Here is a 20,616-nt window from a genome sequence, read left to right on the forward strand (position 1 = left end):
CTGTTGAATCGCTGACACCGGCAACAGCCACTCGTTTGCATGCCAGTTTTTTCACTTTTGGAAGCGCTGTCAAAAAAGAGCCTGCTTTGTTTCTCTTTTCAGAAATTATCTAGCAAACCTTGGAGCGGTTTGAGCGGTTCGGGCGGCACAACGGAGAATTCGCAATTCAAAATCACCTTCTCTCCTCTTCGAGCGCTTGCCTCTATGATAATCCGCTTCTCAGTCTCGATTTTGCCGGCAACTTGCAAATACAGTTCCATTTCTTCGTCGAGATGGGCCACTCCCGGCATGTTCACCTTCATTTCCCGAACGACGCTCCCCGGGCCAGGCAATCGCGTGGAAACGAGCGCGGTCAACCAGCCGACAAGCAACCCCGGCGGTACGATCACCCGTTCAAATGGCGTTTGTCCGGCATAATTTTCCGTCAAATACAGCGGGTTAAAATCACCGGCGATCCCAAGATAGCCGAGCACATCACGAAGCTCGACAATTCGTTTTTGCACGACGCTCTCTCCGATTTGCACCTGATCAAAGCATTGGCCATCTGTCAAAATTCTCCCAAAATCCAATCGAATCCCCTCCTTATGTATATTTTTATTTTACTTAAAAAAGAAGCCCGGAGGAAGGCACCCCGGGCAATTCGTTTCTCCGATTATTTCAATTTAAAACTTTCATCACTTTGCGCACGGACTCAGCAGATTTATCGAGTGCTTTTTTCTCTTCGTCTGTCAATTCAAGCACGATCACTTTCTCCAAACCGTTGCCGCCCAAAATGGTCGGTACACCGAGATAGAGGTCATTGTAACCGTACTCCCCTTCAAGGTAGGCAACAGCCGGCAGAATGCGCTTTTTATCTTTCAGGATCGCTTCCGCCATTTGCACGAGAGAGGCCGCCGGTGCGTAATACGCGCTTCCGTTGCCCAGCAGGCCGACGATTTCACCGCCGCCTTTCCGCGTGCGCTCGACAATCGCTTCCAAACGCTCTGCCGGAATCAGTTTTTCCAGCGGAATGCCGCCTGCATAAGAGTAACGCACGAGCGGAACCATATCATCCCCGTGTCCGCCGAGCACAAATCCGGTCACATCTTCAACCGACACATTCAGCTCCTGCGCCACAAAAGTGCGGAAACGTGCAGTATCCAGGACACCGGATTGACCGATTACGCGGTTTTTCGGAAAGCCGGAGGTGCGGTAGACTTCATAAGTCATGGCGTCAACCGGGTTTGTCAGGACGATGATGATACAATTCGGCGAATACTTCACAACATTCTCTGTTACCGAACGGACGATCCCCGCGTTGATGTTGACCAGATCATCCCGGCTCATTCCCGGTTTGCGGGCCATTCCTGCAGTGATGATCACCACGTCGGAATCTTTGGTATCTTCATAGTTGCTCGTACCGATGATGTTGGCATCGAATCCTTGCACCGGGCTTGCCTCAAGCATGTCTAACGCTTTTCCCTTGGTTGGGCCTTCCGCTTGGGGAATATCAACCAATACGACATCGCCCAGTTCTTTTTGAGCCAGCATGAGCGCTGTGGTACTTCCGGTAAATCCTGCACCGATGACGGAAATTTTTCTGCGACGAATGGCCATCTTCGTTTCCTCCTTCAATCCACTTACATATTTTTAATCAGATGATCGGCGAACTCGGAGCATTTCACTTCGGTCGCCCCTTCCATCAGACGGGCAAAATCATAGGTGACCGTTTTTTCACGGATGGTTTTGCCCATGGCTGCATAGATTAAATCGGCTGCTTCTTGCCATCCCAAGTGCTCCAGCATCAGGACGCCGGACAAAATAACCGAACCGGGGTTAACTTTATCCAGGCCGGCGTATTTGGGAGCCGTGCCGTGAGTCGCCTCAAAGATGGCATGGCCCGTGCTGTAATTGATATTGGCACCCGGAGCGATCCCGATTCCGCCCACCTGTGCGGCCAGCGCATCGGAAATGTAATCCCCGTTCAAATTGAGTGTGGCGATTACATCATACTCGGCCGGACGGGTTAAAATCTGCTGCAGGAATGCATCGGCAATCACATCTTTTACGATCACTTTTCCTTCTGCTTCCGCTTTGGCCTGAGCGCTGTTCGCCGCATCCGTTCCTTTTTCCGCCTTGATGCGGTCATATTCAGCCCAGGTAAAGACGCGATCCTTGTAGTCACGCTCTGCCACTTCATAACCCCAGTTTTTAAATGACCCTTCGGTAAACTTCATAATATTTCCTTTATGTACCAGGGTTACGCTTTTGCGCCCGTGGCGAAGTGCATACTCAATCGCAGCTTTTACCAGCCGTTCGGTTCCTTCACGCGAAACCGGTTTAATGCCGATTCCGGAAGTTTCCGGGAATCGAATTTTCTTGACGCCCATTTCCTCTTGCAAGAAGCGAATCACTTTTTTTACTTCTTCGGATTCGGCTTCCCACTCAATCCCTGCGTAAATATCTTCTGAGTTTTCCCGGAAAATGACCATATCGACATCTTGCGGGCGTTTGACAGGGGAGGGGACACCTTCAAAGTAACGAACAGGACGGAGGCAGACATAAAGATCGAGCTCCTGGCGCAAAGCGACATTCAGGGAGCGGATTCCTCCGCCTACAGGTGTGGTGAGCGGTCCCTTGATGGCAACCAAATACTCGCTGATCGCGCTCAGGGTGTCTTCGGGCAGCCATTCCCCAAATTTTTGGTATGCCTTTTCACCGGCGAATACCTCATACCAAGCAATCTCTTTTTTTCCGTTGTACGCCTTTTTCACGGCCGCGTCAAGCACGCGTTTGGCGGCAGCCCAGATATCCGGCCCCGTCCCGTCTCCCTCGATAAAGGGAATGATCGGTTGATCCGGAACATTCAGCTTTCCGTTTTCCACGGTTATTTTTTCCCCTTTGACCGGGGCTTCAAGATGTTTAAATTGTGCCATGCTACCACTCCTGACTTTATAGATCGAAGAAAGGACGGTAAAAAACCCCGTCCCATTTATTCTAAACGATTTTCTCAGCGTTGGTCGATTGGAACATATGACTGGTTGGTCAGTCCGGTGTATTCTGCACGTGGCCTGATGAGACGGTTATTCGCATATTGTTCCAGTACATGCGCGGTCCAGCCGGTCACACGGCTCATGGCAAAAATCGGCGTGAACAGATCGCGCGGGATTCCAAGGTAGGTATAAACCGATGCAGAATAGAAATCAACATTCGGCTTCAAGCCTTTTTTCTCATATACCAGCTTTTCGATGGCGGCAGACATTTCATACCACAGGGAGTTCCCGCTTTGCTCGGCCAAGCGGCGAGACATTTCACGCAAGTGTTTGGCGCGCGGATCACCATCTTTATAAACGCGGTGGCCAAATCCCATGATTTTTTCTTTGTTGTCCAGCTTACTTTGGATATACGGCTCGATCCGTTCAAAAGTACCAATTTCTTCAAGCATTGCCATCACGCGCTCATTGGCTCCGCCGTGCAACGGACCTTTCAGGGTACCGATGGCAGTCGTGATCGAGGAGTACAGATCCGACAGGGTTCCAGTTGTGACGCGGGCGGCAAACGTAGAAGCGTTCAATTCATGGTCTGCATGGAGTACCAGCGCTTTATCAAAAGCTTTAACAGACACATCCGAAGGAATTTCTCCATTGAGCATATAGAGAAAATTGGCGGCAAAGCCCAGTTCTGCTTTCGGAGAAACCGGTTCCAATCCTTGGCGAATACGAGCGATCGCCGTGATAATGGTCGGCAATTTTGCCGTCAATTTAATCGCCTTAATATAATTGGCATCCTCACTGTTTACTTCTGCCTCTTCATCATAAAGAGCAAGGGCGGAAACAGCTGTTCGGAGGAGTGACATCGGATGGACGTTCTTCGGATACGCTTTCAATTGTTGCAAAAGTTCATCAGGAATGGATGCGTGCTGGCTCAGATCCTTTTTCAATTGGTCGAGCTCGGATCGGGTCGGCAATTTGCCGTGCCACAAGAGGTAAGCCACTTCCTCGAAATTGGCATATACCGCCAAATCATCAATATTATACCCGCGGTAGGTGAGTACGCCATCCACGATGGAGCTAATTCCAGAAGTACAAGCAACTACGCCTTCTAACCCTTTAGCAACCGTCATATGATCCGCTCCTTTTCTGAAAACTTGCAAGAGGGCACTCTGACTTAAAACTTGCAATTGAAATGTTTAAGACAAGAGACGATGAATGAATCATCATTCTCTTTATTTATTATAAAATATCTTTTTGAGTAAAACAGCACTTGTTCGTATTTACACAAATTTTGCAAGATTCGAGTGCAGGAATCAAGTACAATGTTTGCCCTTAATATCACTTAAGTATGCAATATTAAAGGAGAGTCAGTTTTTTTGGTCAGTGCCCACTCTTCCTACCGTTTTTTATTTTATCATAAATTGAACAAATTCGCACATAACGCGTATTTATTTATTTTTAACATGCGCACCCTGAAAGTGGAAGATAACTGGACTTCACTGTGGATTTCAACAAAAAATGGTATAATGAGTCAGAAAGGATTACACACGAGGGGGTCCATACAGATGAATTTAAACCCTTGGGTTGGACCGGTTACCCGAGCCGTCATCGTGCTGGCAATCATTATTTGTACATATTTGCTCATCTCCTTTGCCCTCCCTCTGGTTTATCCGTTTTTGATCGGCTGGCTCATCGCCATGGCAATCGAACCGATGGTCAGGTGGCTTGAACGGCGGGCCCGTATGCCCCGTTGGGCGGGTGTCACTGTGATTCTGTTTATATTGCTGGTTCTCCTGAGTTCTTTACTGATTTTCATCGTGGCCGAAGTGGTCGTTGAACTGGCCAAGCTGGCCGAATTTCTGCCGGTTCTGTTTAACAAGGTCGGCCAGATGGTCGTGGGTACATTTACCAAAAATCAGGACTTTCAGCGGATCATCGACACCGTTCAGTCCTATTTGGAAAAAAATCCCGAACATCAACAGCGCATTGCTTCCAGTATCCAGGAGAACATCGGCATTCTTGCCAATAAAGGGACGGAGATGATCACCGACATTCTCTCGGGAATCGGGTCGTTCCTCAGCAACTTGCCTTACTACATCACCGTGCTGGTTTTTATCACACTGGCTTCGCTGTTTATCGGGCTGGAATGGCCGCGGCTCCGCTCGATCTTGATTTCGCTTATACCAAACAAGATTCACAAGACAGTCGGCTTTGTGCTGGATGATTTGAAAAGAGCGCTGTTCGGATTTATTCGCGCCCAGCTCACCCTGGTCTCCATCACCGCGTTGATCATGTTTATCGGTCTGGTGATTTTGCGGGTTCCCTACGCCTTTACGATCGCCATCATCGTGGGTGTCGTCGACCTGCTCCCTTATCTCGGGGTCGGGGCAGTGGTCATTCCTTGGATTATCTATCTTTTCCTGACCGGAAATATTCACCTCGCTGTCGGGCTGTCGATTGTCTACGGAGTGATTATCATCGTCCGGCAATTGCTGGAACCGAAACTGGTGGCAAGCAATGTGGGAATCGACCCCTTGTTGACGCTGATCGCCCTGTTTATCGGATTAAAGCTGATCGGATTCTTCGGATTGATCTTGGGGCCGGTTACCGTCGTTTTCCTGCAGGCGCTTCATCGCACCCATGTGTTTAAGGATATTTGGCAGTACATTGTTGGCAAACCTGCTGAGTAGGGACTAATACCGGAAACAGGTTGCGTCCCGTACCTTGTATGCTCATCATCCAATCCCATTGCCCGCTTCACGCCAACGGTCAACTCATTCCCCGGGCAATGGGATTCTCTTGCCTGAAATATTTTTTGAAAGATCCGTCATGAAACTCTCCTTTCCACATTGGAAATCTTCACAAATCACCTCTGACAGGAGCCATCAAGATGAAAACAACAAAGAAATGGTTTATCGGCATTCTCATTGCTCTCCTGCTTCTCGTCTTTGTCAATCTGTTGCTGACAACGTTCTTCACCCCGAAAATGCCCACAGTCTTACCGGAACTGGAGCGGCCGGTGCAAATCGCGCATCAGGGCGGGGCATCACTCGCTCCGTCCAATACGATGACAGCCTTTGATCTGGCACATGCGCTTGGCACACCGGTGCTGGATCTGGATCTTCATATGACGAAAGACGGGCATCTGGTAGCCATTCACGATCCGACCGTCAACCGGACGACAAACGGAACGGGTTCGATTAGCAACCATACCCTGAAAGAACTCAAAAATCTGGATGCCGGCTACAAGTTTACCGATTTGCGCGGGGAACATGCCTATCGCGGAATGGGTGTCACGATCCCGACATTGGAAGAGATTTTTCAAACCTACGGCCCCGATTCCTTTTTCAATATCGAGATTAAAGATGATAATCCCGCCGGACAGATTCCGCAAATCGAGCATAAGCTGTGGATGCTCATTCAAAAATATCATCTCGAGCATAAAGTGATCATCAATTCGTTTGATGATGACATCATCCGCTCTTTTAAACAAATATCGCACAGACAGGTCGCACTTGGCGCCAGCCGGGCCGAGGTGAAGCGTTTTGTGATTCTCAGCAAATTGCACTTGTCCGGTTTTTACCGACCGCAAGCCAATGTTCTGGAGATTCCCGTGGAAAACAGCGGCGTCAATTTGCGGGACAAACACTTGATCGAGACGGCACATCGCTTCAACATGCAGGTTTATTATTGGACCATCGACGATAAAAAAACAATGCGGGAATTGCTGAATTTGGGAGCAGACGGCATTTTGACCAACCGTCCGGATCTGTTAAAAGAAGTGGTTGAGGAACAAAAGAAAAAAAGACAGGGGGGCAATGCTGTTGTCAAATGATTTCTTGGCGGCGATGGGAAACTAACGCCGCCAAATCCATATTTCCCCGCGCTCCCATTTGGCGTAAAGCCATCGCTTCAGCAAAAAAGCCACTATTCGGCGCGTATAGGGAAAAATGAGGAAGAAACCGAGAATATCGGAAAAAAATCCGGGCGTCATCATCAGAACGGCTCCGGCAAGGATCGACGCTCCTTCCAGCAGTGTTTCCCCGGGTGGTTCTCCATTTTGCAGTTGCTTCTTCAACAACTGAATCGTCGCCCATCCTTCCCTCTTGGCCAAATATCCCCCGATGATCGCTGTCGCGATCACGCACAGCACGGTCGGAAATGCACCGATCCACTCCCCCACTTTGATCAGTCCCCACAATTCGATGACAGGCACAAGTATGATGGCAAGCACAATGAACCAAAACACCATTCCTCATCCTTTTTTCGGATTGTGCATCTGAACCAGCAGCTCATAAATCTCCGGAAATGCACGTTTTATGTTTACTCTTTTCATCTCTTTATTCACCCACAGGTGTGTCGTCGTCCCCTTCGCCAGCTTTACACCGGTCTCCTTGTTTGAGATCTCGTACGAGAAAACGACTTTGGGACCGGATAACTCCTTCATCTCGGTACGGATCAAAACCAGGTCATCATACTTGGCTGAATGCATATACTTACAATGGATGTCCACCACGGGCAAGAGCAGACCGTTTTCTTCCAGCTTACGGTAAGAGGAACCGAATTGGCGGATCAGTTCCGTTCGGCCGATCTCAAACCACACGAGATAGTTCGTATGGTACACGACACCCATTTGATCCGTCTCCTGATAGCGAACCCGCAGAACGGTTTCATTACAAGGTACATTTGCATACTCTTCCATTAAGTATTCCCTCCAACCAAATGAAGTATCAGACAAAAGCATTCACAGAAAAAAGGAATTGGTTTGTGAGCGAAGCATTCCAGCCATTGCCATCAGTTTTTTCCAATTATGACTTTTGTCTTATTGCCCCAGATCGCCACTCTTTTTATAATAGTCAATAGCCGATGGGTTAAAACCGGGTTGTACACATATTTGCCCGCCCGACTTCACATAATGAGAACAGCCAATTCCTTTTTTACAGATAAAATCAATTCTGAAAAAAGTGCAACCTAAGAAAGAAAGGAGCATCGTCATCATGAAACTCAGAAAGAGAAAACAACGGCGCAAAAGACTCCGTTGGTGGATCTACCCCCGTTTAGGACTGCTGTAAACCCCATTGATTCCGCACTTATTCGAAAAGCGCTGGATGTCTCCAGCGCTTTTTTTATTATAGCACGTTGGCTTTACCGGAATAGATTTGACCGCGATCCGCATCCACCGTGACCATGGTCTCGGCAGCCAACAGGCTGGTTGCATTTTCCACGCCCACGACCACCGGAATTCCGAGGCTGACACCCACAACCGCCGCATGGGAGGTCAATCCACCTTCTTCCGTAATAATCGCGGCGGCCCGTTTGATTGAATCAATCATGTCCTTATCCGTGGCGCGAGTAACCAGTATCGCCCCATCGACCATTTTTCCCTTCAGTTCTTCAGCCGTATTGCCAACGACGACCGGCCCGGTGACCACTTGCTTGCCGATCCCTTGTCCGCTGGCGAGCACTCCGCCGATCACATGCACTTTCATCAAGTTGGTTGTACCGGATTTCCCAACCGGCACGCCGGCGGTGATCACCACCAGATCCCCTTGTTTTACACATCGGTTTTCCAGGGAAGCGGATATGGCGGTGGCAAACATTTCGTCCGTTGTCGGCGCTTCCTTGCCCAAAACAGGGTATACGCCCCAGACGAGAGAAAGTTTTCGGATAATATCTTCATTTGGCGTAACAGCGATAATCGGGGCCAACGGCCGGTATTTGGAAACCATCCGTGCAGTGAAACCCGTTTCCGTCGCAGTGATGATAGCCGAACAATCCAAGGTATGAGAAGTATGTACAACCGCCTGGCTGATCGATTCGGTGATCGTATTGCCGATTTCTCTCGTCCGCTGCCGGAACAGTTCCCGGTAACGAAGGGAGGATTCGGTGCGCAGAGCAATTCGTGCCATCGTTGTTACCGCTTCAACCGGGTATTTTCCGGCAGCCGTTTCACCCGAAAGCATAATGGCATCCGTACCGTCCAAAATGGCGTTGGCGACATCGCTCGCCTCAGCCCGGGTGGGTCTGGGGTTGCGCTGCATCGAATCCAGCATCTGCGTGGCCGTGATCACCGGTTTGCCCAGCTGATTGCATTTGCGAATCATCTCTTTTTGCACGACCGGCACTTCTTCAACCGGGATTTCCACTCCCAAATCCCCGCGCGCCACCATCAGCCCGTCGCTCACTTCCAGGATGGCATCGAGGTTTTCGATTCCTTCCTGATTTTCGATCTTGGAAATGATCGGGATGTTCGCACCATGCTCTTCCAGTATCCGGCGAATCTCCAGGACATCTTGCGGTTTGCGCACAAAAGAGGCTGCTATAAAGTCTACTCCCTGTTCGATTCCAAATAAAATGTCTTCTGCATCCTTTTGCGTAATTCCCGGCAGATTGATTTTGACCCCCGGGATATTTACGCCTTTGCGGCTTTTTAACGTGCCACCGTTTTGGATCGTGCAGTGAATTTCCGTTCCCTCTACAGCATCCACGGTCAATCCGATCAAACCGTCATCGATCAAGATCAATGAACCGACTGCGACATCCTGCGGCAAACCTTCATAAGAGACGGAAATCCGGCTTTGATCTCCCAAAATATTCTCTGTGGTCAAAGTGATTTTTTCGCCGGCGACCAGCTCGACTGCAGGTACCCTCAGATCGCCGGTCCGAATCTCCGGACCTTTCGTATCCAGGAGGATGGCCACATTTTTCCCTTCTGCTTTGGCCGCTTCGCGGATATTTCTGATCCGTTTTCCATGTTCTTCGTGCGATCCGTGTGAAAAATTGAGGCGTGCGACATTGAGGCCGCTCGAAATCAGCTTGCGCAGAATTCCAATCTCTTCACTGGCCGGGCCAATCGTACAAACAATTTTCGTCTTTCGCATCATCCTTTTTCATCCCCTACTCACTAAATGGATAAAATTTTGGCTAAATCATACAATTGCAAATCAGGCTTGTGTTTCATGGAAAAGGCTTTGTCAAAGTCGATTCCCACAACCTCATTATTCCGGATCGACACCATTTTGTCTTTTTTCCCTTCCAACAGAAGCTCAACGGCTTTTGCTCCCATCCTGCTGGCCAAAACCCGGTCAAATGCCGTCGGGGAACCGCCTCGCTGCACATGGCCCAATACGGTTACCCGCGTTTCACATCCGGTGATTTCTTTGATCTTCTCCCCAATCTCGATGCCGCTTCCAACCCCTTCCGCCACAATGATAATGCTGTGTTTTTTCCCGCGTTCATTGCTGTGCTTCAAACGCTCCACAATCTCGTTCAAATCATAAGGTGCTTCAGGAATCAAAATCGATTCCGCTCCGTCGGCAAGCCCCGCCCAAAGAGCGATATCACCGGCATCCCGGCCCATCACTTCAACCACATAAGTCCGCTCATGCGAATAAGCCGTATCACGAATTTTATCGATACAGTCAATCACGGTATTAATCGCCGTATCAAATCCGATCGTAAAATCCGTTCCAGGAATGTCATTATCAATCGTTCCCGGAACTCCGATGGTGGGAAATCCGAGAGCTGTCAATTTTTTCGCTCCCTGAAAACTCCCGTCCCCACCGATGACAACCAATCCGTCAATCTTGTTTTTGCGCAACTGTTCAACCGCTTTTTTGCGCCCTTCCTCGGTTTTAAATTCTTCACAGCGGGCACTGTATAAAATCGTTCCTCCACGATGGATAATATCACCGACATCCCCGAGCGAGAGAAGTTTCAGATCACCTTGAATTAGTCCCGTATAACCACGATAAACCCCAAAAACTTCCACACCGTGATAAGCCCCGCTTCGTACAACCGCCCGAATCGCGGCATTCATTCCGGGGGCATCGCCACCGCTGGTCAAAACAGCAATCCGTTTCATGATGTATCACCTCTATTAAAAGAATATCCCATCCCTAAGGGACAAAAAATGTCCATGCGGGACAAAAAGAAAAACCGCTGATCGGTTTTTCAACTGGTGAACAAAGTTCCAAAACAGGAGTCCGTCAGGTCTTGGTGCTTCTCTTTGCTCCGGTTTCTTTTTTCACAAAGGTCGCTGCAGAAAAGCACCAATCCCCTCCCGTTCCAAACTTGTCCACAGCCTCTGTTTTTTACTTTGCCACTAAGGAAGTGAATTCTCCCATACCAGCGTATTTTTTATAACGATCCTCCAACAGTTCGTCCGGCGTCAATTGCAAAAGCGACTGCAAATGTTCATTTAACGCCTGTTTGATATAGTTTGATTGTAACATGGGATCTTTATGAGCTCCACCTTTTGGTTCGGGAATAATCTCATCGATTACCCCCAACTCTTTCAAGTCTCCTGCCGTGATCTTGAGGGCTTCGGCGGCTTCCTGGGCTTTGGCGGAATCCCTCCACAGGATCGCGGCTGCTCCTTCCGGGGAAATGACGGAATAATAGGCATGCTCCAGCATTAGCAGGCGATTTCCCACTCCGATCCCCAGAGCTCCGCCGCTGCCTCCTTCCCCGGTAACCACGCAGATGATCGGAACGGTGAAGCCGGCCATCTCCCGGAGATTGCGGGCAATCGCTTCACTTTGTCCGCGCTCTTCCGCCTCCACCCCGGGGTGAGCGCCCTGAGTGTCAATGAAACAGATAATCGGGCGTCCAAACTTGTTGGCCTGCTGCATGAGGCGAAGCGCCTTGCGATACCCTTCCGGATGCGGCAAGCCAAAATTGCGGGCGATCTTGTCTTTGGTATCCGTTCCCCGTTCATGTCCGATCACGGTCACCGGTCTCCCGTTGAACTTGGCGATTCCTCCGACAATCGCCGGGTCGTCCCCGTACAGCCGGTCCCCGTGCAACTCGATAAAATCGGTAAAAATCGTATGGATATAGTGCAATGTCGTGGGACGGCTCGATTGCCGGGCGATCTGCACTTTTTGCCAGACCGTCAGGTTCCCGTAAATCTCATCTTCCAGCCGCTGCGCTTTGGCTTCAAGCGTGTTGATCTCTTCCGACATATCCAGTTGTTTTTCGGAAGCAAACTTTTTCAGTTCCGCAATCTTGTCACGCAACTCCACCAACGGCTTTTCAAAATCCAAGTAGCCATTTTTCATTTCGCTTCCCTCCCATATGCGTGAAGCTCCAGAATTTTCATGAGCGTATCACGCATCTGGTGGCGCTCCACGACCAGATCTAATTGTCCGTGTTTAAGCAAAAATTCGGCTGTCTGAAAGTCCTCCGGCAACTTCTGGCGCACCGTCTGTTCGATGACGCGCCGCCCGGCAAACCCGATCAGCGCCCCCGGTTCAGCAATATTGATATCCCCCAGCGAGGCAAAGCTGGCAGATACTCCTCCGGTCGTCGGATTGGTCAACACGGAAATGTACAAACCCTTTTCCCGATGCAAACGCTCCAGCGCCGCACTTGTTTTGGCCATCTGCATCAAGGAAAGGACCCCTTCTTGCATCCGGGCACCACCTGAAGCGCAAAACAGAATAAACGGATAGCGTTTCGTCGCCGCACGATCCGCCGCACGCGCAATTTTCTCGCCGACAACCGATCCCATGCTGCCCATGCGAAAGCGTGAATCCATCACACCGATCACGGCCGGATAACCGCCAATCGTCCCTTCTCCCGTAACAACTGCTTCATTCAGATTGGTTTTTTCCATATCTTTTTTCAGTTTGCTCATATAATTGGGGAACTGAAGCGGATCTTTGGATAACAAATCCCGATCATACTCAATGAAATGCCCTTCATCAACCAGGGAGGCGATTCGCTCCGGAGCGGAAAGCGAAAAGTGATAACCGCACGCTTTGCATACCTTCAAGTTCTTTTCCAGTTCCTTGGTGATCAGAATGGTGCTGCACCGCGGGCATTTTTGCATAATCCCTTCGGGGACCGCCTTTTTGACTTGCTCAGAAGGGATGGTTGCGTATTTCTTTTGCTTTCTGAATAAATCTCTTAACACAATAACACCTCATCTGAGTTTGAACTTAACCGATCATTTCAAGCACAGCTTCGCCTTTCAAATCCCGATTCTTTTATGCTCCCGTCATTATATCTCATTCCCTTGATCCGATTCAACGGAGCCATAAAAGACGTTAATGCGCGCATTCCATCAAGGAAAAAATCCGTTCAAACAGCATCATCGCTTCAAGCTCCTGCCGTTTTTTGAAAGCCAGGACAATTTCATGATAGTATCTTAACATTTTGTGCGCAAAATACTCCTGTTCCATCCACCCTTTTTGCCCGATTGCTTCTTCAAAATGAACAATCGGATACCAGATCCGGGTCAGCAAATAATTGTTAGCCATCCTGATAATCTGCGCATGAAAATCCCGTACTTCTTTTTTCGGATTGTTTTGCTTTTCAAGCAAGTGCTCAATTCGAGCCAATATTTTTTCCAGTTTGTCGATCTGCTCTTTCGTCGCTTTCCTCACCGCCATCCGAACCGCGCCGGTTTCGATCAGCATTCTCGTTTCCGTCAGATCCCCTTTTGACCGCTGGTCGCGCAAGATGAACCCGGCCAGCAAATCGACGAGGTGATGGGCATGATAAGGCTCCAAAAAAGTTCCTTCCCCCCGTTTGGTGCTGATGAGTCCCAACAGTTCAAGCGAGCGCAGTACCTCGCGCACAGTTGAACGGCCGGCGCCAAGGCGTTCGGACAACTCACGTTCGGATAGCAAACGATCACCAGGCTGAAGCCCGTCCTCTTCGATCAGTTGCTGAATTCCTTTGAAAATCTCCTTGAATTTGTTTGATCCGGTTTCTTGTTTCCTCACTTGGAACTTTCACCCTTATGATACAAAAGAACTTGTCAGGCGTATCGTTTTTCTGTAGATTTCCTCAGGATCCACCTGAATCCGGGCTTCTCCCGTCTCCATTGCCACCCTGGCCACTTCGGCAGCCACTTTGGCCGCCACACGCGGATCAAATGGCTTCGGAATCACGTAATGGGGAGACAATTCATGTTCTTCAATCAAATCAGCAATGGCGTAAGCAGCCGCAATCTTCATCTCTTCATTAATGCCTTTGGCTCTCACATCGAGAGCACCTCGAAAAATACCCGGAAAAGCCAGCACATTGTTAACCTGATTGGCGTAGTCCGAACGGCCGGTTCCAACTACCGCAGCGCCCGCTTCCATTGCTTCTTCCGGCATGATCTCGGGAACCGGGTTGGCCATCGCAAAGATAATCGGATCATTGTTCATCGAGCGGACCATTTCCGGGGTGACGGCCCCTGCCACGGATACCCCGATAAAGACGTCGCTTCCTTTAATCGCTTCCGCCAGATCACCGGTAATCCTCGTGCGGTTGGTTACTTTTGCGATCTCTTCCTTGATCGGATTCATCCCGAAGGATCGTCCTTCATAGATGGCTCCCTTGCTGTCGCACATGATCACGTCTTTGACGCCCATGCGCCGCAGCAACTTGATGATCGCAATCCCCGCTGCACCGGCTCCGCTCATGACAACGCGAATCTCATCCATCTTTTTGCCCACGACTTTCAAGGCATTGATCAATCCGGCCAATGTGACGATCGCCGTACCGTGCTGGTCATCATGAAAGACAGGGATATCGAGTTCCTTTTTCAGCCGTTCTTCGATCATGAAACAAGCCGGAGCGGCAATATCTTCCAGATTGATCCCCCCAAATGTCGGGGAAAGCAACTTTACAGTCTCCACAATTTTATCGATATCGGTTGTATCCAGACAGAGCGGAAAGGCATCGACACCTGCAAACGCTTTAAATAATACGGCTTTGCCTTCCATCACCGGAATGGCTGCGTGCGGACCGATATTTCCCAGCCCCAGTACTGCGGTTCCGTCCGACACAACTGCCACCAGATTTCCTTTCGCTGTGTAATCGTAAACGGTTTGAGGGTTGGTATGAATCTCCCGGCAAGGCTCAGCCACTCCCGGAGAATAAGCCAGGCTCAAATCGTGGGCCGATCCCACCGGAACTTTGGATTGAACGGTGAGTTTTCCGCGCTTCTCACCATGCAGCTTCAAAGCTTCTTCCCGCAAACTTGACAAAAAAATCGCTCCCTTTCCCGACTGTTGGTGGTCAGACCACCAGCATGTCCCATTATATCAAATTTAGGCAACTTAAAAAACGGAACGAACATGCGCTTTTTCGCTTTCTACATACGATTCCTCCGTCCGATGCCGGATCCCTGCTTCGTTCACTTTATCTTCCAAAAAAAAAGAACACAGCGAAACCGGCTGTGTTCTGTCGAGGAGCAAGCTTATTTCAGAGTCACGGTCTCCGTTTGGTTGTTCCATTCCAGCTGCAGCTTCAACTCCTGAGGCTTGTCCTCCGCTTGTTGCGCAAAACTGACCGCTTCATATTGCCCGTTATCCCCCAAGACAAAATTTCTTGTATCGGCCACTTTTCCATTTTTCAATAGTTTGTATGTAACATTGCCAACCATCACCGCGTCGGAGCCCAGATAGCGAATGATCAGTTTCTTCTCAAAGACGGAGTCCTTCATCTGATATTGGAATACGGCAGACCAATGCTCACTTTTTCCGGACAAACTCCCCTTGCCCCCCTGTCCGGAACAAGCGTTCAACAACATGAAACAAAAGATCAACAGGAACCAAGCCACTCTCCATCGTAATATCATGTCATCAACCTCTGCTTTCCCATTAGCCGCCTTAATCCAAATTCCGGTTATATTAGCAAATCCTTAATTAAATTTATCATCTCCGCCAGATCGGTTCTATCATTTCTTCTCAAACTTCCATACGGCAAATTTTGCCACCCGCCCGATCGGTCGACGCTATTGTTCCGGTACAGGGCTCGTCCAACGATAGTTCTGACGCGCTGGAGATTATTTTTTCATCATGGCGACCATGGCATCATGGAATTTCATCAATTCCTTTTCCAGCCAGGAGTCAAATTCGAATATAAGTCCGCGAACATAGGCCGCTGCCTCTTCCTCGTCCCGGGTACGAAAACCCAGATCTTGATCCATCCAGATTTCCCACGCGCCGTCGGCCCATTTTACGGAGATCTGCACTCCATAGGCAACATCAAAAAAACGCCAAACCCCTCCTTCCTTGCGCACATGCTCCAGATAAGAAGAGAGCCGGGTGCGAAAGCGTTCATATACTTCTTCCAGCACCTGTTTCATTTTTGCTTCCTCTTCAATACGCTCTTCCATCTCCTCTTCCCCGCCTGAGATGATGAGATCGCTCTTTTCCTTCGCAAACCGCACCAGATACCGGCAACCTCCAAGCGGATCAACCAGTTCCCGCTTTCCTTCTTTTCGCATCAGCGATGACCATGCTCCATTCATGATGCAATCCTCCTCTTTCTATTTTCAGATAATAAGGAATGATACAAAATTAATCAATCCTCTTTATTATAAACAAGTAAGGATCACGAAAAAACAGACATCTTCTTGCACCTGGTTTAAAAACAAGTCGTTTTCAATTGAGTTGATCTCAATCTTCCCGCCTTTGATCTCTGCTGTTCTCCGCATCTTTTTTCTTCAGCAGCAAACTGGCATCGTACCTTTTGATATTCGGATTCTGGTGCGCAATCCGGGCTGCGGCAGCAGCGGCGATCCCTGCAACCAGATCATCGAGAAAGACATGAATCTGCTCCCCGTGATTATTCAGCTTTTTCATAATGCCGACCTTATTTTTATCAAGGTATCCGAAACTGGTCAAGCCGATTGTTCCATAAACATTGGTAATGCTTAAAGCCAGAATTTCATCGATTCCGTAAAGAGGTTCGTCCGCTTCCATAATCGTTTGAAACGGTTCGGGCAGCTGCTTTTGCTCTGCCAGCATATCAAGGGAAACCCCGGTGATAATCGCATGCTGAACTTCTCTTTTGTGCAAAACGGCATCAACATTATCCACGCATTCGTCCAATGTCAGGTTCTTATTGTATGGCCGCTGCAAATCGTAGACGATCCGTGCGATATCTTCCGTCGTCACTCCGCGTTTTTCCAGCAATACAACTGAGTGTTCATAAAACACAGTTTCTCACCTTCTCAGAAAAAGGCCCTTTGTCTCCTTGAAGAGCCGGTTTAAACCAATATATGCAGGCCGGATTTGGAACTTGCCCGGACAACCCCTGCCCTGACCGGCTGTCTGATGACCTTTTTTATCCTCCGACCGTTTTTTCGCAGAATCAGGTCGTGGTGCCTCCCGGATCCCTCCTGCATTTCCAACCGTCGCTCCGCGGGGCACCACTTCCCTTCATCGCTCGCTTAACTTTCATCCCTTTTCGCGATGCGGACGCTTCCTTCTCCCAAAAGCTGTTCCAACTTGGCCAGGCTCCCCTTGTTCACCGAAAGGCCATAGCGATCCGGTGGCAATGACAAAACCTTTTTGCTCCGCTCATAATACAAATAGACAGGCATTGTCCCGCGATACTGGCCAAGGATCTTTTTCAACTGATGAAGTGACTGCGGATCTTCCCTTTCTTGAGAAATCCTGAGATAAACGACCTGCTGCTTCGGCAGGCGACCGTCAGACAAATCTGCGATTTTAGCGGCGATCACTTTGACAGACTCATCCTGGCGGTCAACGCTTCCCCACACCAAAACCGGCTGATCTTCCTTCAGCCAGGAGCGCCATTCGGCAAACCGCTGCGGAAAAATAACGATCTCCGCCCTGCCGCTGCGATCTTCCACTGTGAGGAAAGCCATCATCTCTTTCCGTTTGGTCTGGACCAGCTTCAGATGTGTAATCCATCCGGCCACTGTCACTGATTGGCGATCCCGGCATTCCGGCAATTCATTTAAACGATGGGTGATCGTCCGTTCAATCATCGGTTGCCAGCGGTCAAGCGGATGGCCTGACAGATAGATTCCGAGCAGTTCGCGTTCCGCCTCCAGCTTTTCTTTTTCCGTGTAGGGAGAAACGGACTGAACCTCCGACAGCAATTGCTCGAAGGTAATCTGATTCCCATCCTGAAACAAGCTGATCTGATCCTTGCCCTGCCTCTTTCCGTCACGGCTGGCTATTTCGATCACATCATCCAGTGCCGCCAGTTTGTGCGCGCGGTCACCAGGCAGGCAATCGAGCGCACCGCAACGGATCAGCGCATCCATCACCCGTCGGTTGCATAAGCGCAAATCGACCCGGCGGCAAAGATCGAGCAAATCGGCAAATGGCTTTTCTTCCCGTTCCTTCAAGATATTCTCGATCGCCAGCGTCCCCACGTTTTTGACGGCCGCCAGTCCGAAGCGAATCGCCCCGTTTTCCACGGTAAACGAAACGCCGCTTTTCTGTATGTCCGGCGGCAAAACGGGAATGCCCATTCTCCGGGTCTCATCGATGTATTCTGCCAGCTTGCTCTGATTCCCGACGACTGTCGCCAACAGCGCCGCCATAAATTCGAGCGGATAGTGCCTTTTTAAATAAGCCGTCTGATAAGCCAATACGCCATAGGCGGCGGAGTGGCTGCGGTTAAACCCGTAATCGGCAAAGCGGACGATCAGGTCATAAACGCGATGACCGACTTCTTCGCTGTATCCCCGATTGATACAGCCTTCGACAAATGCCTTTCGCTGCGCGGCCAGGAGATCTTTCTTTTTCTTGGAGACAGCCCGGCGCAAAAGATCGGCCTGCCCCAGGGAAAATCCGGCCATCTTGGCGGCAATTTGCATAATTTGCTCCTGATACACAATAATCCCGTACGTATTTTTGAGAATCGCTTCCAGATCCGGGTGAGGGTAATCCACTTTTTCCAGTCCTTGTTTGGCACGGATAAAGCGCGGAATCTGCTCCATCGGACCCGGCCGGTACAGTGCCAAAACAGCGATCAGGTCTTCAAAGTTGGACGGTTTCAGTTCCCGGAGCACTTTGCGCATGCCGGCCGATTCCAATTGGAAAACACCGGTGGTCTCCCCGCTGGCCAGCAATTCATAGGTTGCCGGGTCATCATATTCCGTTTGCGCGAAATTCACCTCTGTCCCGCGACCGGTCCGAATCAGCTGCAACGCTTTTTCAATGACCGTCAGATTGCGCAGCCCCAGAAAATCCACTTTCAACAGCCCGATCCCTTCGAGGACTTCCATCGGATACTGGGTCAGCGGGATGCCGTCCGTTCCTTCCTGCAAGGGAACATGGTTGGTTAACGGCTCATTGGAAATCACCACTCCCGCGGCATGAGTGGAGACATGCCGGGGCATTCCTTCAATTTTGCGCACGACAGAAAAAAGCTCGCGTATTTCGGACTGCTGTACCATTCGCTTTAACTCCGGCTCCATGGCAAACGCGCGCTTCAGCGTCATGCCCGGTTGGGCGGGGATCAGCTTGGCAGCCTGATCGACCGCCTTGTACGGCAACCCCATCACCCGTCCCGCATCGCGTACTGCTGCCCTCGGTGCCATCGTTCCAAAGGTGATGATCTGCGCCACCCGGTCAGCTCCGTATTTGTCGACAACATAGCGAATGACCTCATCGCGGCGTTCATAATTAAAGTCGAGGTCAATATCCGGCATCGTCACCCGCTCCGGATTGAGAAAACGCTCAAACAGCAACTGATACCGGATCGGATCGATATCTGTAATTCTCAGCACATAGGCTACCAGGCTGCCCGCCGCCGAACCGCGCCCCGGCCCGACAGCTATTCCCGCTTCATGCGCAAACCGGACGAAATCCCACACGACCAGAAAGTAGTCATTAAATCCCATCCGGTCGATGATCTCCAGCTCATAATCCAGTCTCGCTTTCGCTTCCTCCGTAACCTCCCCATACCGCTCACGCAATCCGTCGAGACAAAGCATCCGCAAATAGTCTTTTGCCGTCATGTCCCCGGGTACGGGAAAACGCGGCACCAGGCGCATTCCCAGCGGAATTTCCACCTGACAGCGTTCGGCGATCCGGGCCGTGTTTTCCAGCGCTTCCGGTACATGAGAGAAAAAGCGTTTCATTTCTTCTCCTGATTTCAAATAAAAGGAATCACTGGGAAACCGCAACCGGGATTCATCGGCCAATTTCCGTCCGGTGCCGATGCAGAGCAAACAATCGTGCATGGCATGATCTTCCCGGCGGACATAATGGACATCATTGGTGGCAACGAGCGGAATCCCCATTTCCCTTGACCAGGCGATCAATTGCCGGTTTACTTTCTGCTGTTCCGGCAGTCCGTGATCTTGAAGTTCAAAGAAAAAGCGGTCCCGGCCAAAAATATCCACATACTCCTCGATCAGAAGACGTGCTTTTGTCAGGTCTCCCTCCAAAATCGCCCGGGGAATTTCCCCGCTCAGGCAGGAACTGGTGGCAATCAGTCCCTCGGAAAACCGGCGCAACAATTTTTTATCGATTCGCGGTTTATAATGAAATCCATGCAGATGAGCCTCCGTGGTCAAACGTAAAAGATTGCGGTAACCCTCCGTCGTTTCCGCCAGCAACAGCTGGTGACAGATTTTTTGTTCCCGCGGCGAAGGACGATCGCGATAGTCTCCGGATGCCATGTACATCTCACAACCGATAATCGGCTTGATTCCTTGGTTGAGACACGCTTGATAGAAAGGAACCACTCCGTACATCGCACCATGATCCGTAATCGCCAGTGCGCTCATTCCCAATTTTTTCGCTTCGCCGACCAGTTCCTCGATCCGTCCGGCACCGTCCAGCAAGCTGTATTCCGTATGAACGTGCAAATGCACAAATGGATCCATTGCCCCGACCTCCCATCTTCCTTCTATTATAATGGATCTCCA

General features: G+C 50.0%; 18 protein-coding genes. 2 read left to right on the forward strand and 16 right to left on the reverse strand.

Annotation, left to right across the window (positions count from 1 at the left end; all coding sequences use genetic code 11):
- Nucleotides 1–98 precede the first annotated feature (98 nt).
- The 4 genes from I8U18_RS06745 to citZ all read right to left on the reverse strand — a co-directional run bounded on the left by I8U18_RS06745 (nucleotide 99) and on the right by citZ (nucleotide 4,102).
- The gene (locus I8U18_RS06745) at nucleotides 99–569 is read right to left on the reverse strand and encodes a hotdog family protein (protein ID WP_052154216.1); all 471 of its coding nucleotides are present in this window, start codon (nucleotides 567–569) and stop codon (nucleotides 99–101) included.
- Nucleotides 570–657: 88 nt separating this feature from the next.
- On the reverse strand, nucleotides 658–1,596 hold the full coding sequence (gene mdh / locus I8U18_RS06750) for a malate dehydrogenase (protein ID WP_033101116.1): 939 nt from the start codon (nucleotides 1,594–1,596) through the stop codon (nucleotides 658–660).
- A 23-nt stretch (nucleotides 1,597–1,619) separates the two neighbouring features.
- Nucleotides 1,620–2,915: an NADP-dependent isocitrate dehydrogenase gene (gene icd, locus I8U18_RS06755; RefSeq protein ID WP_198055408.1), complete on the reverse strand. Its 1,296-nt coding sequence runs from the start codon at nucleotides 2,913–2,915 to the stop codon at nucleotides 1,620–1,622.
- Nucleotides 2,916–2,989: 74 nt separating this feature from the next.
- On the reverse strand, nucleotides 2,990–4,102 hold the full coding sequence (gene citZ, locus I8U18_RS06760; protein WP_033101114.1) for a citrate synthase: 1,113 nt from the start codon (nucleotides 4,100–4,102) through the stop codon (nucleotides 2,990–2,992).
- A gap of 435 nt (nucleotides 4,103–4,537) precedes the next feature.
- Between citZ and ytvI the strand changes: the two genes are divergently transcribed.
- Together ytvI and I8U18_RS06770 are read left to right on the forward strand one after the other, a co-directional pair.
- Nucleotides 4,538–5,662: a sporulation integral membrane protein YtvI gene (ytvI, locus tag I8U18_RS06765; protein ID WP_033101113.1), complete on the forward strand. Its 1,125-nt coding sequence runs from the start codon at nucleotides 4,538–4,540 to the stop codon at nucleotides 5,660–5,662.
- Between the two features lie 200 nt (nucleotides 5,663–5,862).
- On the forward strand, nucleotides 5,863–6,807 hold the full coding sequence (locus I8U18_RS06770) for a glycerophosphodiester phosphodiesterase family protein (protein WP_198059004.1): 945 nt from the start codon (nucleotides 5,863–5,865) through the stop codon (nucleotides 6,805–6,807).
- A gap of 21 nt (nucleotides 6,808–6,828) precedes the next feature.
- Here the strand turns inward: I8U18_RS06770 and I8U18_RS06775 are convergent, their stop codons facing one another.
- The 12 genes from I8U18_RS06775 to I8U18_RS06830 all read right to left on the reverse strand — a co-directional run bounded on the left by I8U18_RS06775 (nucleotide 6,829) and on the right by I8U18_RS06830 (nucleotide 20,574).
- Entirely contained in the window at nucleotides 6,829–7,221 is a 393-nt protein-coding gene (locus tag I8U18_RS06775; protein WP_052154214.1) for an FxsA family protein, read from the reverse strand.
- Nucleotides 7,222–7,227: 6 nt separating this feature from the next.
- A complete protein-coding gene (locus tag I8U18_RS06780; RefSeq protein ID WP_198055409.1) occupies nucleotides 7,228–7,674 on the reverse strand; it encodes an acyl-CoA thioesterase in 447 nt (148 codons plus the stop codon).
- Nucleotides 7,675–8,101: 427 nt separating this feature from the next.
- Nucleotides 8,102–9,853: a pyruvate kinase gene (gene pyk / locus I8U18_RS06785; RefSeq protein WP_198059029.1), complete on the reverse strand. Its 1,752-nt coding sequence runs from the start codon at nucleotides 9,851–9,853 to the stop codon at nucleotides 8,102–8,104.
- Nucleotides 9,854–9,876: 23 nt separating this feature from the next.
- The gene (gene pfkA, locus I8U18_RS06790; RefSeq protein ID WP_033101110.1) at nucleotides 9,877–10,836 is read right to left on the reverse strand and encodes a 6-phosphofructokinase; all 960 of its coding nucleotides are present in this window, start codon (nucleotides 10,834–10,836) and stop codon (nucleotides 9,877–9,879) included.
- Between the two features lie 229 nt (nucleotides 10,837–11,065).
- Nucleotides 11,066–12,034: an acetyl-CoA carboxylase carboxyltransferase subunit alpha gene (locus tag I8U18_RS06795; RefSeq protein WP_033101109.1), complete on the reverse strand. Its 969-nt coding sequence runs from the start codon at nucleotides 12,032–12,034 to the stop codon at nucleotides 11,066–11,068.
- The gene (accD, locus tag I8U18_RS06800; RefSeq protein ID WP_033101108.1) at nucleotides 12,031–12,891 is read right to left on the reverse strand and encodes an acetyl-CoA carboxylase, carboxyltransferase subunit beta; all 861 of its coding nucleotides are present in this window, start codon (nucleotides 12,889–12,891) and stop codon (nucleotides 12,031–12,033) included. The genes I8U18_RS06795 and accD overlap by 4 nt, the downstream gene beginning before the upstream one ends.
- Nucleotides 12,892–13,024: 133 nt before the next feature.
- Nucleotides 13,025–13,705 (reverse strand): FadR/GntR family transcriptional regulator, encoded by a 681-nt coding sequence (locus tag I8U18_RS18175; RefSeq protein ID WP_198055410.1) that lies wholly within the window; start codon nucleotides 13,703–13,705, stop codon nucleotides 13,025–13,027.
- A 15-nt stretch (nucleotides 13,706–13,720) separates the two neighbouring features.
- On the reverse strand, nucleotides 13,721–14,959 hold the full coding sequence (gene ystJ / locus I8U18_RS06810) for an NADP-dependent malic enzyme (RefSeq protein WP_198055411.1): 1,239 nt from the start codon (nucleotides 14,957–14,959) through the stop codon (nucleotides 13,721–13,723).
- 212 nt (nucleotides 14,960–15,171) lie between these two features.
- Nucleotides 15,172–15,552: a hypothetical protein gene (locus I8U18_RS06815; RefSeq protein ID WP_160173855.1), complete on the reverse strand. Its 381-nt coding sequence runs from the start codon at nucleotides 15,550–15,552 to the stop codon at nucleotides 15,172–15,174.
- Between the two features lie 207 nt (nucleotides 15,553–15,759).
- Nucleotides 15,760–16,227 (reverse strand): hypothetical protein, encoded by a 468-nt coding sequence (locus I8U18_RS06820; protein WP_033101104.1) that lies wholly within the window; start codon nucleotides 16,225–16,227, stop codon nucleotides 15,760–15,762.
- Between the two features lie 148 nt (nucleotides 16,228–16,375).
- The gene (locus I8U18_RS06825; protein WP_198055412.1) at nucleotides 16,376–16,918 is read right to left on the reverse strand and encodes a phosphatidylglycerophosphatase A family protein; all 543 of its coding nucleotides are present in this window, start codon (nucleotides 16,916–16,918) and stop codon (nucleotides 16,376–16,378) included.
- 233 nt (nucleotides 16,919–17,151) lie between these two features.
- Nucleotides 17,152–20,574, reverse strand: a complete 3,423-nt coding sequence (locus I8U18_RS06830; RefSeq protein ID WP_033101103.1) for a DNA polymerase III subunit alpha — start codon at nucleotides 20,572–20,574, stop codon at nucleotides 17,152–17,154.
- Nucleotides 20,575–20,616: the final 42 nt, after the last annotated feature.

Source organism: Thermoactinomyces sp. CICC 10522 (assembly GCF_016055075.1).
Lineage (GTDB): Bacteria > Bacillota > Bacilli > Thermoactinomycetales > Thermoactinomycetaceae > Thermoactinomyces_A > Thermoactinomyces_A daqus.

What these genes read in the sequence shown, in the direction of transcription:
- I8U18_RS06820 (WP_033101104.1), bottom strand. Translation starts at nt 16,227, where the DNA reads ATGAATGGAGCATGGTCATCGCTGATGCGAAAAGAAGGAAAGCGGGAA.
- pfkA (WP_033101110.1), bottom strand. Translation starts at nt 10,836, where the DNA reads ATGAAACGGATTGCTGTTTTGACCAGCGGTGGCGATGCCCCCGGAATG.
- pyk (WP_198059029.1), bottom strand. Translation starts at nt 9,853, where the DNA reads ATGCGAAAGACGAAAATTGTTTGTACGATTGGCCCGGCCAGTGAAGAG.
- I8U18_RS06770 (WP_198059004.1), top strand. Translation starts at nt 5,863, where the DNA reads ATGAAAACAACAAAGAAATGGTTTATCGGCATTCTCATTGCTCTCCTG.
- I8U18_RS06830 (WP_033101103.1), bottom strand. Translation starts at nt 20,574, where the DNA reads ATGGATCCATTTGTGCATTTGCACGTTCATACGGAATACAGCTTGCTG.
- I8U18_RS06815 (WP_160173855.1), bottom strand. Translation starts at nt 15,552, where the DNA reads ATGATATTACGATGGAGAGTGGCTTGGTTCCTGTTGATCTTTTGTTTC.
- ytvI (WP_033101113.1), top strand. Translation starts at nt 4,538, where the DNA reads ATGAATTTAAACCCTTGGGTTGGACCGGTTACCCGAGCCGTCATCGTG.
- I8U18_RS06795 (WP_033101109.1), bottom strand. Translation starts at nt 12,034, where the DNA reads ATGAAAAATGGCTACTTGGATTTTGAAAAGCCGTTGGTGGAGTTGCGT.
- mdh (WP_033101116.1), bottom strand. Translation starts at nt 1,596, where the DNA reads ATGGCCATTCGTCGCAGAAAAATTTCCGTCATCGGTGCAGGATTTACC.
- icd (WP_198055408.1), bottom strand. Translation starts at nt 2,915, where the DNA reads ATGGCACAATTTAAACATCTTGAAGCCCCGGTCAAAGGGGAAAAAATA.
- citZ (WP_033101114.1), bottom strand. Translation starts at nt 4,102, where the DNA reads ATGACGGTTGCTAAAGGGTTAGAAGGCGTAGTTGCTTGTACTTCTGGA.
- I8U18_RS06780 (WP_198055409.1), bottom strand. Translation starts at nt 7,674, where the DNA reads ATGGAAGAGTATGCAAATGTACCTTGTAATGAAACCGTTCTGCGGGTT.